The organism is Mesorhizobium sp. P160187, from assembly GCF_057766425.1.
This window is the reverse complement of sequence record NZ_JBYMDX010000005.1, coordinates 344,545-359,203: the sequence shown is the minus strand read 5'-3', so window position 1 is coordinate 359,203 and position 14,659 is coordinate 344,545. Positions and strand designations below refer to the sequence as shown.

General features: G+C 65.2%; 13 protein-coding genes. All 13 read left to right on the top strand.

Going from position 1 to position 14,659, the window contains the following annotated elements; translation table 11 throughout:
- The first annotated feature begins 44 nt into the window (after positions 1–44).
- The 13 genes from AC3CCE_RS26440 to AC3CCE_RS26380 are packed head-to-tail and all read left to right on the top strand — an operon-like array spanning position 45 to position 14,657.
- Positions 45–494, top strand: coding sequence for an Hcp family type VI secretion system effector (locus tag AC3CCE_RS26440; protein ID WP_023673716.1), 450 nt, complete (start codon positions 45–47; stop codon positions 492–494).
- Complete coding sequence (gene tssE / locus AC3CCE_RS26435; protein ID WP_352625641.1) at positions 481–1,236, top strand: type VI secretion system baseplate subunit TssE; 756 nt, start codon at positions 481–483, stop codon at positions 1,234–1,236. The genes AC3CCE_RS26440 and tssE overlap by 14 nt, the downstream gene beginning before the upstream one ends.
- Positions 1,237–1,239: 3 nt before the next feature.
- Positions 1,240–3,111 (top strand): type VI secretion system baseplate subunit TssF, encoded by a 1,872-nt coding sequence (tssF, locus tag AC3CCE_RS26430; RefSeq protein WP_352625562.1) that lies wholly within the window; start codon positions 1,240–1,242, stop codon positions 3,109–3,111.
- Positions 3,075–4,118, top strand: a complete 1,044-nt coding sequence (tssG, locus tag AC3CCE_RS26425; RefSeq protein ID WP_352625560.1) for a type VI secretion system baseplate subunit TssG — start codon at positions 3,075–3,077, stop codon at positions 4,116–4,118. The genes tssF and tssG overlap by 37 nt, the downstream gene beginning before the upstream one ends.
- Positions 4,115–5,599 carry a type VI secretion system-associated FHA domain protein TagH gene (tagH, locus tag AC3CCE_RS26420; protein ID WP_352625558.1) on the top strand — a complete coding sequence of 495 codons (1,485 nt, stop codon included), beginning with the start codon at positions 4,115–4,117 and terminating at the stop codon, positions 5,597–5,599. Before tssG ends, tagH begins: the two co-directional genes overlap by 4 nt.
- A gap of 3 nt (positions 5,600–5,602) precedes the next feature.
- A complete protein-coding gene (gene tssJ / locus AC3CCE_RS26415) occupies positions 5,603–6,055 on the top strand; it encodes a type VI secretion system lipoprotein TssJ (protein ID WP_352519182.1) in 453 nt (150 codons plus the stop codon).
- Positions 6,056–6,113: 58 nt separating this feature from the next.
- Entirely contained in the window at positions 6,114–7,448 is a 1,335-nt protein-coding gene (gene tssK / locus AC3CCE_RS26410) for a type VI secretion system baseplate subunit TssK (RefSeq protein WP_352625556.1), read from the top strand.
- A 4-nt stretch (positions 7,449–7,452) separates the two neighbouring features.
- A complete protein-coding gene (gene icmH / locus AC3CCE_RS26405; protein ID WP_352625554.1) occupies positions 7,453–8,778 on the top strand; it encodes a type IVB secretion system protein IcmH/DotU in 1,326 nt (441 codons plus the stop codon).
- Between the two features lies 1 nt (position 8,779).
- Positions 8,780–12,316 (top strand): type VI secretion system membrane subunit TssM, encoded by a 3,537-nt coding sequence (gene tssM / locus AC3CCE_RS26400; protein WP_352625552.1) that lies wholly within the window; start codon positions 8,780–8,782, stop codon positions 12,314–12,316.
- The gene (gene tagF, locus AC3CCE_RS26395; RefSeq protein WP_023682618.1) at positions 12,298–12,834 is read left to right on the top strand and encodes a type VI secretion system-associated protein TagF; all 537 of its coding nucleotides are present in this window, start codon (positions 12,298–12,300) and stop codon (positions 12,832–12,834) included. Before tssM ends, tagF begins: the two co-directional genes overlap by 19 nt.
- Before the next feature lie 5 nt (positions 12,835–12,839).
- A complete protein-coding gene (locus tag AC3CCE_RS26390; RefSeq protein ID WP_023682619.1) occupies positions 12,840–13,706 on the top strand; it encodes a DUF4150 domain-containing protein in 867 nt (288 codons plus the stop codon).
- Positions 13,707–13,709: 3 nt separating this feature from the next.
- Complete coding sequence (locus AC3CCE_RS26385) at positions 13,710–14,159, top strand: hypothetical protein (protein WP_023682620.1); 450 nt, start codon at positions 13,710–13,712, stop codon at positions 14,157–14,159.
- An 18-nt stretch (positions 14,160–14,177) separates the two neighbouring features.
- Entirely contained in the window at positions 14,178–14,657 is a 480-nt protein-coding gene (locus AC3CCE_RS26380) for a hypothetical protein (protein ID WP_023682621.1), read from the top strand.
- The last annotated feature ends 2 nt before the right edge of the window (positions 14,658–14,659 follow it).

Sequence of the window (14,659 nt, the reverse complement as noted above, 5' to 3'; positions counted from 1 at the left end):
ACCAAACCTTTGTTTGAAAGCGGTGGAGAACGAAAATGCCCACAATGAAGATCGACGGTTTTCTGAAAGTTCCGGATATCAAGGGGCCCAGCACGCGCGACGGCCATGACGACGAGATCGAAATCCATGGCGTCGATTACAAGATGGTCGCGCCCTACGACCCCAATTCCCTCTCGCGCCGAGGCCGCGTGTCGATGGGCATGATCAAGTTCACCAAGCACTATGACAAGGCCTCACCCTATCTGGCCAAGGCCCTGTTCGAAAACAAGGCGCTGGACGAGGTAAAATTCTCCGCGCGGCGGACCATCGACGGCGAGAGCAAGGACTATCTGGTCGTTACCCTGACCGACGCCTCGATCATGGAATACGACATGTCGCAGGCCGATGATGAAGCCGACCTGATCCAGGAGGAAGTCTCCTTCGCCTACAAGAAGATCAAGTTCGTCTATGACGACAATGACGAAGCCGAAATGGATGTCTATGTCGGCAAGTGAGGGGCGAGCAAAGCGCCCTGCCGCCGACAAGGTACAGGCGGGCGGTTCACGGGCCAAGCGCGAGGCGGTACAGCCTTCGCTGTGGGACCGCCTCGTCAACGACCTGCCGGGCCTGAGCTCGGAGATAGACGGGCTCAGGCAGGCTCTGCAGGAGGAGCTTGGCGCAGAGCATCTGGACGAGCTGCTGGCGGACGGGCCGCGGCGCATCGACGCCGACGACGCGCTGAACCCCGATCAGAAACGCCGGCTGCATCGGCTGGCGTTTCAGAACCGGCATCGCGGCGAGCTTGAAAGCCGGGGCATCGTGGTGTCGCCCGATGTGCTGCGCGAGGCCGTGCGGCGCGACATCGAGGCGTTGTTCAACACCGAGCGTTACGAGTCCGCGCCGCTGCTTTCCGATCATGAGGCCGAGCAGATGACCGACAGTCCGACATCGCTGGCCGATTTTCCGGAGGTGCGCCGCAGCGTGGTCAATTATGGCGTGCCGTCCTTCTCGGGCCGGTCGTCGCGCGACTTCGACCGCGATGTTCTGGCACGCGAGATCCGCGCCGTGCTTGCCACCTTCGAGCCGCGGCTGAAGGAGAGCGCGACGAAAGTCACGGTCAACCTCGGCGACAAGACCGGCCTGAAGATCGAGATCGACGCCGTGCTGATCATGACGCCGACGCCCGAGCGCATGCGCCTGCGCACGACGATCAATCTCGACAACGGACTGGCGCGCACCGAGTTCAGGGAAGCCTGAGAGATGGACCGGGTCTTCGTAGAATATTACGAGGAGGAACTGTCCCACATACGCGGGCTGGCGGCGGAGTTCGCCGACATGCATCCGGCGGTCGCCCGCAATTTGTCGCTGGATACGGTGCCGTGTCCCGACCCTTATGTCGAGCGGCTGCTCGACGGTGTCGCCTTCCTCGCCGCGCGCACGCGCCTGAAGGTGGATGCCGAGCGCTCGCGGTTTTCGCGCAGCATCCTCGACGTGCTCTATCCCGATCTCGTCACGCCGGCGCCCGCAACGGCGATGGTTGTGCTGAAGCCCGGCCAGCAGGTGCAGACGATGCTTGCCGGCCACGTCGTCAAGCGCGGCACCCGGCTGGTCTCCAGCCTGCAGGCAGGCCTGTCGACACGCTGCACCTTCACCACCGCGCAGGACATGACGCTGTTTCCGATCGCGATCAGTTCGGTCGGCTATTTCCAGGATCGCAGCGCGCTTGCCGCCGCCGGTATCGGCCCGATCGCCGGCAAGGCCGGCGAAGCGGCACTTCGCATCACGCTGGCGCGGACCGGCAAAGGCAAGCTCGACGAACTGGCGCTCGACCGGCTCGACTTCTATTTCGCCAACCGCACCAAGGCGCCGCTGATCTTCGACGCCATCTTCGGAGTCTGCTCTGGTGTCGGCACTCGACCGGAAGGCAAGACCAATCCATTGTCGCCGCTACCGCCGGAGATGGTCGGGATTGCCGATGCCGAGGCGCTGATGCCGCGCACGCGGCCGACCTTCGAAGGCTACCGCCTGCTGCGCGAATATTTCATGATGCCCGAGCGCTTCCATTATGCGCGCGTCACCGGCTTGCAGCCTACGGTGCGCAAATGCCAGGCCGGGCTCGAAATCATCTTCCTGTTCCGGCGTCCCGTGCCCGAGCTCGCCGACCTGACGCCGGCGGATTTTGATCTGTTCGCGACGCCGATCATCAATCTCTTCGAGCGCGAGTGCAACGTCATCGAGCTCGACCAGCGCAAGACGCGGCAGGTGTTGCATGCCGACCGTACGCGGGCGCGCGACTTTGAAATCTACCGGGTCATCCGCGTCGAGGACGCCGATGCCGAGGGGCCCGATGCCGAGATACCGGAGCTGTTCAGCCTCGGGCAAAACCGCGGCAGCGGCTGGGTCTATTCGACCGAGCGGCGGCCGCGCCGGCCGACCGAGGACGAGCGGCGCCAGGGGGTGACCCGCACCTCCTATGCCGGCGACGACGTCTTCCTGGCGATCTCGCGCCCGGTCCACAGCCAGGCCAACAGGCCGCTCAAGCGCGTCGATATCATGGCGCTTTGCACCAATCGCGACCTGGCCATCCTCGACGACACGCCGACACTGACGCTGGAAGCCGGCGACCCTGTGGAGACGGTCCGGCTGCTCGGCGCATTGCGTTCGCCGCAGCCGGCGATCCCGGCAGCGCTGCCGACCGGCGCCGACGGCGAGTCGCGCGCCGACGACCTGGCCTGGCGGCTGGTGTCACAGCTGGCGCTCAACTTCCTCAGCCTGGCCAAGGAAGGCCGCGGCGTCGATCCGCTGCACGCGCTGCTCGATCTCTATGCCGAGCGCGGCGACCCCGGGCTCGCCCGCAATGTGCGCTCGATCGTGCGCATCGACTCGCGCGCGGTGATCGAAAGGCTGGCGATCGAAGGGCCGATGTGCTTCGGCCGCGGCACGGAAGTGACGCTGCATGTCGACCAGTCGGTGCTGGCGGGACAGAGCACTCTGCTGCTGTCGGGCCTGCTGTCGCGGCTGTTTGCCCGCCATGCCGGCATTAACGGGTTCGTGCGCACGCGCACGCGGTTGCTCCAGAAACAGGAGGATGTGCCATGGCCGATGACGCCCGGCAATCGCTACCTGATCTAGAGCGAGCCGCAACCCTGTCCGAGAGTTTCGACTTTTTCGAACTGCTGCGCCGGCTCGAACGGCAAGGCGGCCTGTTCGGCCATTCCGGCCGGCCGGACCGCGAGCCGGCAAGGCTCGGCCAGAATGTGCGGCTGTCCTTCGCAGTGCAGGACGTGGTGGATTTCCGCGAGCCGACGGACAAGTCGCCGGCACGCGTCACGGTCAACAATCTCGGCCTGCTCGGACCCGAAGGGCCGATGCCGCTGCATCTGACGCGCTGGGTGCTCGATCGCCTGTCGCAACGCTGGTATGCCGGCGCCGAGGCGCGGCAGACGAGCGACACGACCTTCGTCGATTTTGTCAATATCCTGCAGCACAGGATGATCGCGCTCTACTATCGGGCCTGGGCGGATGCGCATCCGGCTGTGCAGGTCGAACGCGGTGTCGGCGGCCGCGTCCGTTCCATGCTGGAAGCGATGGCCGGCATCGGGCTGCCGGGCACGCAGGATGCCGAACTCGATACAGTAAAACTTCGCCAGGCCGCCTCGCTCGCTGCCCAAGTCGACGGCCCCGAGCGACTGACGCTGTTCCTGGCCGAAGCCTTCAAAGTGCCGGTGGTGCTGAAGGAGTTCGTCGCGGCCTGGATGACCATCCCCAAGGCGCTGCAGACGCGGCTTGCCGGCAGCTATGCCACGCTCGGCCGCAGCGCCACCATCGGCCCGCGCAGCTTCAGCCGGCAGAGCCGCATCGAGCTGCGCATCGGCGCGCTCAGCTATATCGATTACAAGGCCTTCCTGCCGGGCGGTGAGCGGCTGAAGCTGTTGAAGCAGGCGGCGCGCGACCTGATCGGCGAGACCATCGATGTCGATCTCAGGATCGTGCTTGCGGCAAAGGCAGTGCCGCCGGCGAAGCTCGGCACCGTCCAGCTTGCCCGCACCACCTGGCTGGCGCGACCGGTCGAAAAGGGGGACGCCGACGACATGCGGTTGCGGACCATCGTCGGCTGGCGGGAAGAGGTGGCGGCATGAGCCTGCTTCTGATTCTCGAACAGGGACCACGCGCGCAAGTCACGCGGCAGGCGCGGCTGGACGAGGGCGAGCTGGTAATCGGCCGCAGCGCCGACGCCGACTGGCAGATCAACGATCCCGACATGTTCGTCTCGCGCGCCCACTGCAAGATCACCAGCAAGCAGGGCGGCTATTTCGTCACCGATACCTCCAGCAGCGGGTTGTTCATCGACGATGCCGCCAGCCCGCTCGGCGCGGGAAATACCGCGCGCCTGCAAAGCGGCATGCGACTGCGACTGGGCGACTATGTGGTGTGGGTCGATTTGCAGACGGCGAAGACCGAGGCGCCGGCCTCCAGGCCTTCAGCGCCTGCCAGTAAGCCGGCGGCGTCGCGGGCGCCGGTCAGCCTCGGCGGCGACGATTTCTTTTCGTCCACCACGGAAGAAGAGCCGGGACGGCCACGCCCTGCCAACCTGCCCGATCCATTCGAAAAGCCGGTGCCCGGCGCATTCGCGCGTGCGCGGTCCGATGAACGCAGCTCGCAGGCGTTCGACGATCCGTTCAGCCTCGACCCTGTGGCAACGCCGGTGGCCGAGCCCACTGACAGAAACGGCGCCAAGCCATCGTTCGACGATCCCTTCGGCCTCGACTCCGCGCCGCGGTCGAGAGAGCCGAGCAGATCCAATCCTGAGAAGCTGCCGGCCTACGATGACGGGTTTGGTTTCGGCCCTGCCGGGTCCACCAGCCTCGACGCCGGCGTGACGGATGGCGGTGCAACCGATGCGCCCTCGCCTGCCCCCTCTGCAGCGCCCTGGGATCTGCCAGTCCGCGCGGTCGAGCCATCGCCACCGCAGCCACCGCCTCCCCCGTCTCCACCGCCACCACGCGCTCCTGTCCGCCAATCCGCGGCGCGGCCGTCAGCCGGACCGTCGGACGCGGAATTGCGCGCCGCTTTCCTGCGCGGCATGGGCATGGACGAGGCCGATTTTCCCGGCGGCGATCCGGTGGCCGACATGGAAAAATTCGGCCGCGAATACCGGCTGATGATGGAAGGCCTGATGCAGCTTTTGCGCAAGCGCGCCGAAGAGAAGGGCAATGCCCGCGTCGCTCAAACCGTGGTTGGCGCATCCGAGGTCAACCCGCTCAAATTCCTGCCCTCGGTCGACGATGCGCTGGTGACCATCCTGGCCGAGCGCAGCCCCGGTTTCCTCGGTGCCGACGCGGCGATCCAGGATGCGGTGCGCGATCTGGCGCAGCATCACGTTCGCGCCTGGCGCGGCGTGCAGGGCGCGCTCAAGCGCATGATCGACCGCTTCGATCCGGCGGCGATCGAGCAGGAACTGAAGTCGAGTTCGGCGATCGGCAATCTGCTGACCGGCGGGCGCGGCGCAAAACTCTGGGAACTGTACCAGAAACGCCACCGTGAAATCGCTCACAGCGCCGAGACGCGCTTTCTGGGCGAAATCGGCGCTGATTTTAGGGACGCATATGAGGAGGACTGAGACATGATCGACAGACGCGAATTCATTCTGGCCATCGGGGCTACGGGACTGCTGACGGCTTGCCAGAGCGGCCCGCCTAAACCGTCCGTCATAACGGTCAATTTGGCCGGTGGGGCCGGCATGAACCCGGGACCGGGCGGCGGCGACAGGCCGGTAACGGTAATGGTCTTACGGCTGAAGAGCACCGGCGCCTTCAATTCGGCCGATTACTTCGCCCTGCAGGGCGGCGCCGGCGCGGCACTTGGCGGCGATCTCATCGGCTCCGATACGATATCGGTCGGACCCGGCAAGACCGCATCGAAGACCATCACGGTCGAACCGGAAGTGGCCGCACTCGGCTTCGTCGCGCTGATCAGGGAACCCACCGGACGGAACTGGCGCACGACCAAGTCGGTGTCGCCGGGATCGAAGTTCACCGTCAATGTGAAGCTCGGCAGCGGCGGCATTTCCGCCTAGCGGCGGCGGGTCCGCAAAGCCGCGCCAAGGTGATGAGCAGGAAGCAGAGAGTGCCGGCATGAGCGATGCAAACAGGGTGCTGTGGTCGGAGGGGCTTTTCCTTCGCACCCAGCATTTCCAGCAACAGGACCGCTTCTTCGAAGCGACGGTGCGCGGCGCCTTGCAGGCCGGGCATCTGCATACGTTCGGCTTTCGAACGTTGACGCTCGATCAGGCACAGCTCGATGCCGGCCAGATCTCGGTGCTTTCGGCGCGCGGCATCTTTCCCGACGGGACGCCGTTCGCGATCCCCGAGACGATGGATGCGCCGCGGCCGCTGGCGGTGACGCCGGAGATGGGCGCTGGACCGGTGCTGATAGCGCTGCCGCTCGAGCCGCCCGGCGGCGTCGGCTTCGACCCCGCTCACGCCGAGCCGTCCGGCGCGCGCTATCGCGGCCGGATCGTGTCGGTGCGCGACGCCGTGCATGGCGGCTCCGATCCCGAGGAAATCGAGATCGCACGGCCGCAGGCGCTGTTGCTGACGCCGGGCACGGCCGTCGGCGGCTACACCGCGCTGCCGGTGGCCGAACTCAAGGGCGTGCGCGCCGATGGCGGCGTGGCCTTGGACGACACCTTCCTGCCGCCGACCTTGGTCATCGGCGCGGCGTCCTGGTACAGCCGGCTGCTGCAGGAAGTGGTCACCGGCCTCGACCAGATCGCCGAGGCGCATGGCAAGATGGTGCTGGGCGGCCCCGGGCGCAGCGTCGAGGATCTTCTGATCCTCAATTTGGTCAACGCCGCGCGGCCGCGGCTGGCGCACATGCTGGCGCAGGACGTGTTCCATCCGGCCGAGGTCTATATGGAGCTGGCCGGCCTTGCCGGCTCGATGGCGACCTATGGCTCGAGCGCAAGGCGGCTCGGCGAACTGCCTGTTTACGACCATATGGCGCCCGGCCCCGCCTATTCGGCGCTGGCCGATGCGCTGCGTTCGCTGATCCTCAGCCTGCGCTACATCGAGCCGAAATCGCGCGCCCTGCCGGTCATGCGCCATGCCACCAATGTGTGGAAGATCCGCATCGACAACCCGAAACTTCTGCTGGCGAGCCGCATCGTGGTGCGGATCGGCTCCGAACTGTCGGAGGATGCCTTGCGCAAGATTTTCGTCAACCAGGCGACCGTCGGCTCGGCCAGCGAATTCGAAGGGCTGTGGAAATCACGCCTGCCCGGCATTCCGCTGAAGCCCCTGCATTCGCAACCGCGCGAAATTCCCTATGACGGCGACCGGCTGTGCCTCGAACTCGACCAGAAAAGCGAGCACTGGGCTTCGCTTCTCGAAGCGCCCGGTTTCGTGATCGGCGTTTCGGGCGTGCTGCCCAGCGAACCGCAGGTCGACTGCTACTCGGTCAACAGGTGAGATGATGAGCAGGGACGATCCATTCGGACTGTCCGAGGATCGGGAGCGGACGCGCATTCGGCTGAGCGGAGCGCCAACGCCGCGCGCCATGCCGCTGCCGGCGTCAGGGGTGACCGCGAAACGCTCCGCGCGCGCGCATCCGAACGTGCTCGTCAACGCGTTCTCGCCGCTGCTGGAATTTGCACCCGAACTCGAAAACGCGCAGCCGTCGGAGAACCCGGAAGCCCTGCGCACCAGGCTGCTCGACGAACTTGTGCGCTGCCGCGACACCACCATGGCGCAGGGCTCCTCGCTCGAGCGCGCCGACCAGGCCGCGTGGCTGGTGGCTGCGTTGCTCGATGATCTGGCGCTGAATACGCCGTGGGGCGGAGCCAGCGCGTGGCCACGCCAGCCGCTGGTGGTGATGCTGCGCGGCGACGTCGATGCCGGCGCGCAGTTCTTCGCCCGGCTCGAAGAGCTTGAACGCCATCCCAATCGCGACCGCGAAATGCTGGAGTTGCAATATCACTGCATGGCACTCGGCTTCCGCGGCAAATATCGCGTGCCGGGCCGCTCCGGCGACCGCTCGCTCAATGCCGTGCGCGTCGCGGCTGCGCGCTTTCTGCGCGACAGCGACGCCGAAGGCGCACCGCTGTCGCCCAACTGGAGAGGCGTGATTGCCTCCGACGAACCGCAGCGCTTCATCGTGCCGATCTGGGTGATGGTTGCGGCGGCGGCGGTGATCGCCACGGCAATCCACATCGGCCTGTCGATGGGCCTGAGCAGCCAGGCGGTCGAGCTTTCGGCGCTGGTTCGCGCCTTGCCGCCGCCGACGCGTACGGATGTCACCCGCACTTCGCCGAAGGTCGACGCGCCGCCGCCGGTGGCGGTGGATTTCGCGCTGCTGCCGGAGTTCCAGGCGGCAGCACCGGACGAGCTCAAGAGAGCGCTGAGCGGCACGGAGAGCGTGTCGCTGGCCCGGCTGGTCATTCAGGCCTCCAACCCCGAACTCTTCCAGTCGTCGCGGGCGCAGCTGTCCGACGGCTTCGATCCGCTTATCGCCTCGGTCGCCAAGGTGATCCTAGAAAACCAGGAGCTGATCGGCGATATCACCGTGGTCGGCCACACCGACGGCGTTCCCTTGCAAAAGACCAACCCACTGTCCACCAACCAGCGGCTGTCGGAAGCCCGCGCCGCGGAAATTGCCGATATCCTGATTCAGAACGGCGTGCCGAAGGAGCGCGTGCGCTCCGAAGGCCGGGCCGCCACCGATCCGGTGGCCGACGACGGCACACGCGAAGGGCGGGCCTTGAACCGCCGCGTCGAAGTGCTGGTCGAAAAGAGGCTGTGACATGTTCATCCTGCGCTTCCTCTGGGCGGTCCTGACTTCGCGTTTCCTGTGGACGCTGATCGGCCTGGCGCTGCTGTCGCTGATCATCTGGGTATTCGGCCCGATCGTACGGGTCGGCGACTATGTGCCGATGGCGTCGGAGACGGTGCGCATCGTCATCATCGCTCTTCTGGTGATCTTCTGGCTGATCTGGCTGATCGTCGCGCAGCGCCGCGCGATCCGCGCCAACCGCATGTTCGTCGCCGAGATTTCCGCCCCGGTCGAGGAAAAGCGGCTCAGCCCGGGCGAGGAAAACGTCGCCGCGGTCGGCGCCAAGTTCCAGGACGTCATGGTCGAGTTGAAGCGCCGCAAGCTCGGCGGCCGCAAGTTCCTGCGCGAGATGCCGTGGTATGTGATCGTCGGCCCCCCGGCGACCGGCAAGACGACGGCCTTGCGCCAATCCGGCCTCAACTTTCCGATCGACCTCACCGACGATCTGCAGGGCATCGGCGGTACCCGCAACTGCGACTGGTTCTTCTCCGAAAACGCAGTGATGATCGACACCGCCGGGCGCTATGTCCAGCAGGAAAGCCAGCCCGATGTCGACGCCGTGGAATGGCTGGGCTTCCTCGACCTGTTGAAGAAGCACCGTGGCCGCCGTGCGCTGAACGGCGTCATCGTTGCGCTTGGGATCGACGCGCTGTCCGAGGGCGACGAAGCCGTCAAGGCGCATGGCCGCAAGATCCGCAGGCGCCTGGCCGAACTCGAGGAGCGGCTGGAGATCCGCCTGCCGGTCTATCTGATGCTGACCAAGGCCGACCTGATCAGAGGCTTCGAGGCCTTCTTCGGCGGCCTGTCGACGGCGGCGCGCGAACAGGTATGGGGGACGACCTTCCCGCTCGATGCACGCGTCGACGCCAAGACGATCGCGGGCGAAATCACGACGCTGTCGAGGGAGCTGGAAAAGCGGCTGGTGCCGCGGCTGGAGGATGAGGACAAGCTGGCCGAACGGGCCGAGATCTTCCGCTTTCCCGCACAGCTGCAAAGCCTGTCCGAGCCGATCCAGGTGCTGGTCGAGGCGATGTTCGGCGAGAGCCGCTACGAGGAGGCAGCCTGGCTGCGCGGCCTCTATCTGACCTCGGCGACCCAGGAAGGCGCGCCGATCGACCGGCTGACCGCGGCGCTGGCCTCCTCCTTCGGCCTGCCGGCACGACGCACGATGCCGGCGCAGCGCTTCGAGAAGCGCAGCTTCTTCCTCAAGAACCTTCTGACCGAGGTGATCTTCAAGGAGGCCGGGCTTGGCACCTTCGATCCGCTGGCGCAGCGCCGCCGCAGCTGGATCTGGCGCGGTGCCGCCGCTGCCTGCGCGGCTGCGGCCATACTCGCCGGCGGCCTGTTCACCTGGTCCTACTACGACAACCGCAACGCCATCGCCGCGCAAGCCGGCCAGTTCGAAGCACTGCAGGCGCCGCTGACGTCGACCGCCGCGACGCCCGCCTCGGTGCTGCAGCCGGCTATGGACGTTGCGCTGACCGCCATGGACGAAGTCGTCAATGCCAGGACTGCGCCTCCGAACAAGGCGCAGGACCTGCTCGGGCCATCGGCTTCGGCCGAGATGATGCGGGCGCAGACCGACACCTATGATCACGCTCTGCGCAACGTGTTGGAGCCGCGCATGGTGGCGTTGCTGGAAGCGACCATGTGGCGGCAGATCCGCGATCCGGACTTCATGCTGGGCGCACTCAAGACCTACCGCATGATGACCGGCCTGTCTCAGATGGACTCCGACTTCGTCGAGAATTGGTGGGTGAACGACCTGCCCGAATTCGCGCCGGCCGCGCCCTTCCCGACCGCCGATGCCGAAGAACACCAGTTGGCCGCGATCCGGCGCATGGCGGTCGATGATAGCTACATCACACCCGACCAGGCGCTGGTCGCCGAAGCGCTGAAAACGGTCTGCACGATCTCGCTGCCGGCGCGGGCCTACAAGCAATTGCTGGCCGATCCGGCGGTGGCCGGATTGAAGGAATGGATCCCCGCCAATTTCGCCGGGCCGAACGGCGCCAAGGTGTTTTCGCGACGCTCCGACAAGACGCTGCGCGTCGGCATATCAGGCGCCTTCACCTATGACGGCTTCCACGATGCGATCCTCGACCGGGTCGAGGATGTCGCCGCCCAGGCGGCACTCGACCGCGCCGTGTTTGCCGGCGGCTGTTCTGAAAACTCCGAGACCTCGGTGTCGGCGCTGTCGGAAGACATCCTGAAGCTTTACTATGACGACTATATCGCGCAGTGGGACAGTTTTTTGCGCGACATGCGGCTGGCGCCGCTCAGCGAGCTCAACATTGCCAGCGAGAATCTGAAAGACCTTTCCAGCGCCGATTCCGCGCTGAAGCGGCTGCTGACGGCGGTGGTCCAGGAGGTCGACCTCACCCGCTCGGACGAGGCGCCGACCGACGACAAGGCGGCGGCGAAGGGCGGCTCGAAACTGCTGGGCAAACTCGGCAAACTGGGCAAGATCGTCAAGACTGGCGCCAAGCTGCTGCCGCGCGCAGGATCGGCCAGCGAAGTCGACCTGACCGGCACGCTGGTGGCCGAACACTTCAAGCCGCTCAAGAGCACGATTGCCGAGGTCGACGGCCAGCCGCCGGCGCTCGATGCCGCGGTCGTTGCGCTGACGGCGCTGTCCAATGTGCTGCAAACGGTGACCGCCAATCCCGACCCGCAGGACGCGATCAAGAAACAGGGCGGGCTGGCCGAACTGACCGGCGCCGTCGCCCGCCAGGCACAGATCCTGCCCGACCCGGTCAACACCTGGCTGAGCGGCATTGCCGGCGACACCAGCGGGTTGACGCAGAAGGCCGTGGCCTCCGAGCTCAACGCCATCTGGCGCGCCGATATCCTGCCCTTCTGCCAGGCCGCGCTCAACGACCGCTATCCGTTCAGCCCAGACAGCGCCGTCGACGTCAATGTGCGCGACTTCGCCCGCCTGTTCGGACCGGCGGGCATGATCGACGGCTTCATCAACGACCATCTGCTCGGCTATGTCGACACATCGGCGCAGCCATGGAAATGGCGCGCCGATTTCGGACTCGATCCGTCGGCGCTTGCCGCCTTCGAGCAGGCGCGGCGCATTCGCGACGATCTCTTCCCTGGCGGCCAGGGCCCGGTGATGGCCTTTACGCTGGAGCCGACAGACCTGTCGCCCAACGTCACCCGTGTCACGCTCAATCTCGACGGCCAGAACCTGGTCTATTTCAACAATGCGACGCGGCCGCAACCGATGACCTGGCCCGGCAAGGACGGCACCGGCGTCATCTCGCTCGCCTTCCAGCCGATCGACGGCTCGCCCGAAATCATGCTCAACGAGACGGGTAGCTGGGCGTGGCTGAGGATGCTGCGCGGCGGCCGCTTTACCGGCACCTCGCTGTCCGACGTCTACAGCCTGCGGCTGGGGACGAAAGGCATGTACGCCGACTTCAAGCTGAAGGCGGCCAGTGTCGAGAACCCCTACAACCTCCAGATGTTCAAGAAATTCTCATGTCCGCCGCAGATCTGAACATCGGCTTCTTCGGCAAGATTCCGGCGACCGGAGATTTCGTTGCCGTAAACCTGCCGCGGACCTTCATCGACCGCTGGGACCGCTGGATGTCGATGGAGTTGCGCGAGAGGCCAGACGAGGGGGAATTGGATTCGCGTGTTTGGCGCTTCATCGTCAAGAGCGGCATTTTCGGCGACCGGCCCTGTGCCGGCGCATGGCGCATGAGCGAGGACCGCGTGGGACGCCGCTATCCGTTCGCGATCATCGGGATTGGGGCTACACCGGCACCTGACGATGCATGGTTCGACGGCGTTGCGTCAATCGTTGATGAAGCGGTCGAATTGCAGAGGACGCAGTCCTGGATAGCCGAAGGCTTGGCCAACCTTGCCGCGCCCAGCAACAGCCATGGCGATCCGAACCGGATTGGCTTCTGGCTCGACGACTGGTCGGTGCATGAGTTCGCGTTCTCGGATATTCACGACCTGGCGGCCAACGCCCTGCCGAAAATGCGCGCCCCGCGCCCTGAGACGGAATAGCTCTGATGGGCAGCACAGTCTTTGCTGAAGGCATGGGCTTCTTCCACAAAGGAAGCGGCGGCAAGGGCGTGGCGCCGGGAGATGTGTGCTTGAGCCCGCCTTCCCCGCCGGCAGGCCCGGTTCCGGTTCCATACGTCAACATGCTGTCTTCCAGCGATCTCACCAAAGGCAGTAAGAGCGTCAAGATCGAAGGCAATCCGACCGCGCTCGAAAGCTCGTCGGAGGTTGCGACCAGCACCGGCAACGAGCCGGCCACCCAAGGCCTCGGCGCGGGGGTCATAACGCACAAGATCAAGGGCAAGGGAGTGTTCAAGCTCTGGTCGTTCGTCGTCAAGGTGGAGGGTAAGGGTGTCTGCCGCCATGGCGACACCATGGAGCAGAACACGGCAAGTCCACTCCCGAACACCATCGATACCGCCGCCTTGGTCAACTTCCGCAATGCTCTTCTGGTGAAAGAGAAGAAGAAATGCACGACCGATTATTGCTACGACGATCATTACACCCAGCCAACAGGCCCGCAGAAAGCCAAGGTTCAGAACCGGCCATGCTGGGAATGCAAACGTAACCTTGACAGGTTGAAGAAACGCACGACCGGCAAGAACAAGACCGCGATCAAGCGACTGGAGGCCAAGGTCAACCGGCAAATTTCGGGGAAGGAAGCCCCGCTGATCGCCGATCACCAGCCGACGCAGAAGGCAGCGTGGTACGCGGGTGGATGCAATATAGAGATCGTCCCACAAGGCTTCAAGGATGCGATGAAAGCGCTTTACGTCAGGCCGCATTGCTCCAGCCACAGCAACAGCCAGCCGGGCCGGCAGTCGAAGGTGGACAACAAGGCGATTAGGAAGTTCATGAACGCTCGGGGGATCTAGGCGATGAGTGCAACGGGTTTTGCCGATCTCGACGCTGACTATACGGCGATAATCGATGCGTGGACCGCAGAGCTCCACGCCGTCATGCCGGCGATCGAGGAATGGTGGGGCGCACTGCAGCAGCGCCTGAACGCCTCCGGTGAGAACATAGCCAATCTGCATTGGCCCGCCGGGCTGGTGGCCCATCCACGGATTCTGGCGATCTACCGCAAGCACTACTTCAAGGTTCACGGCCTGAACCTTGAACGGTACGCCCGACAGACCGATGATGACGACGAGGACGATGAATCGAACTGGGGTGAGGATGGCGACGAAGCGGACGCCAGCGGTCCCGTGCCGCCCAATCTGCTGCTGGTCGAAATGATGTCCGAATACGACACGGAACTATTCAAGTACTTCAAGTACTTCGTCTATGTCCCGATCGGCGAGGATCCATCTCTCGAAATGTGCTGAGGCTAGAAGAAGATGGCAATGCGGATTGATCATAGTGTCGAACTCGGCCTGAACCGGCTTCTCAACGCACCCCAGGACGTTGTCGGTCCCGATCATGGAATCCGCCTCTCGCGCCGCGAGGCCTCTGCTGCCTATAGGTCCCTGTTCAAGGCCTACCTCGCTGACTTGCAGGAGACGTTCGAGGTGGCTTCCGAGATCTGGGAAGCTGGCCTCGACGAACTGGTCGATGGCGGCCTGACCGTCAATCAAGCGATCACGGCCCAGCTGGATGATGCAGCGGCCGGCCCGGCGAATCATCCGGCGGTGGTGTGGCTCGTGCGGGAATACTGGCTGCGATGCGTTGCGGTGGGGGAAACGCTGCCCGCGGCCGACCGCCTCGCGCCTGAGGTGTTCCTGCTGCAATGGGTCGTCGATGAAGGCAACAAGGAATATGTAGAACTGCTGACGGCCATGCCCTATTGGCCGATCGGGCTTGATGAAAACGGCCGGTGGTGCTGAAC

Excerpts from the sequence above, each read along its gene's own strand:
- tssJ (WP_352519182.1), top strand. The coding sequence starts at position 5,603 with ATGATCGACAGACGCGAATTCATTCTGGCCATCGGGGCTACGGGACTG.
- tssF (WP_352625562.1), top strand. The coding sequence starts at position 1,240 with ATGGACCGGGTCTTCGTAGAATATTACGAGGAGGAACTGTCCCACATA.
- AC3CCE_RS26380 (WP_023682621.1), top strand. The coding sequence starts at position 14,178 with ATGCGGATTGATCATAGTGTCGAACTCGGCCTGAACCGGCTTCTCAAC.
- icmH (WP_352625554.1), top strand. The coding sequence starts at position 7,453 with ATGAGCAGGGACGATCCATTCGGACTGTCCGAGGATCGGGAGCGGACG.
- AC3CCE_RS26440 (WP_023673716.1), top strand. The coding sequence starts at position 45 with ATGAAGATCGACGGTTTTCTGAAAGTTCCGGATATCAAGGGGCCCAGC.
- tagH (WP_352625558.1), top strand. The coding sequence starts at position 4,115 with ATGAGCCTGCTTCTGATTCTCGAACAGGGACCACGCGCGCAAGTCACG.
- tssK (WP_352625556.1), top strand. The coding sequence starts at position 6,114 with ATGAGCGATGCAAACAGGGTGCTGTGGTCGGAGGGGCTTTTCCTTCGC.
- AC3CCE_RS26385 (WP_023682620.1), top strand. The coding sequence starts at position 13,710 with ATGAGTGCAACGGGTTTTGCCGATCTCGACGCTGACTATACGGCGATA.
- tssM (WP_352625552.1), top strand. The coding sequence starts at position 8,780 with ATGTTCATCCTGCGCTTCCTCTGGGCGGTCCTGACTTCGCGTTTCCTG.
- AC3CCE_RS26390 (WP_023682619.1), top strand. The coding sequence starts at position 12,840 with ATGGGCAGCACAGTCTTTGCTGAAGGCATGGGCTTCTTCCACAAAGGA.
- tagF (WP_023682618.1), top strand. The coding sequence starts at position 12,298 with ATGTCCGCCGCAGATCTGAACATCGGCTTCTTCGGCAAGATTCCGGCG.
- tssE (WP_352625641.1), top strand. The coding sequence starts at position 481 with ATGTCGGCAAGTGAGGGGCGAGCAAAGCGCCCTGCCGCCGACAAGGTA.
- tssG (WP_352625560.1), top strand. The coding sequence starts at position 3,075 with ATGGCCGATGACGCCCGGCAATCGCTACCTGATCTAGAGCGAGCCGCA.